At 62.5% G+C, this 251-nt stretch carries 1 protein-coding gene; it reads right to left on the bottom strand.

From position 1 onward, the window contains the following. Window positions 1–251: AAA family ATPase (locus EI185_RS17785; protein WP_145962406.1), on the bottom strand; the 251-nt coding region annotated here is incomplete at both ends.

The raw sequence follows: 251 nt of genomic DNA, 5'->3' as shown, positions 1-251 counted from the left end.
AGATCCTTCATCAGGCTCTGGTAGCCGGGGTTGTAGGAAATCACCAGCTGGAAATCGGGATGCGCATGAATCAGCTCGCCTTTTTTCTCCAGCGGCAGCACGCGGCGGTTGTCGGTCAGTGGGTGGATCACCACGGTGGTGTCCTGGCGTGCTTCGACGACTTCGTCGAGGTAGCAGATCGCGCCGTGACGCGCTGCGATGGCCAGCGGGCCGTCCTGCCAACGGGTGCCGCTGGCATCCAGCAGAAAGCG

This window comes from Sulfuriferula multivorans, from assembly GCF_003851125.1.
GTDB lineage: Bacteria > Pseudomonadota > Gammaproteobacteria > Burkholderiales > Sulfuriferulaceae > Sulfuriferula > Sulfuriferula multivorans.
This window is presented reverse-complemented; position numbering and strand designations above follow the sequence as displayed.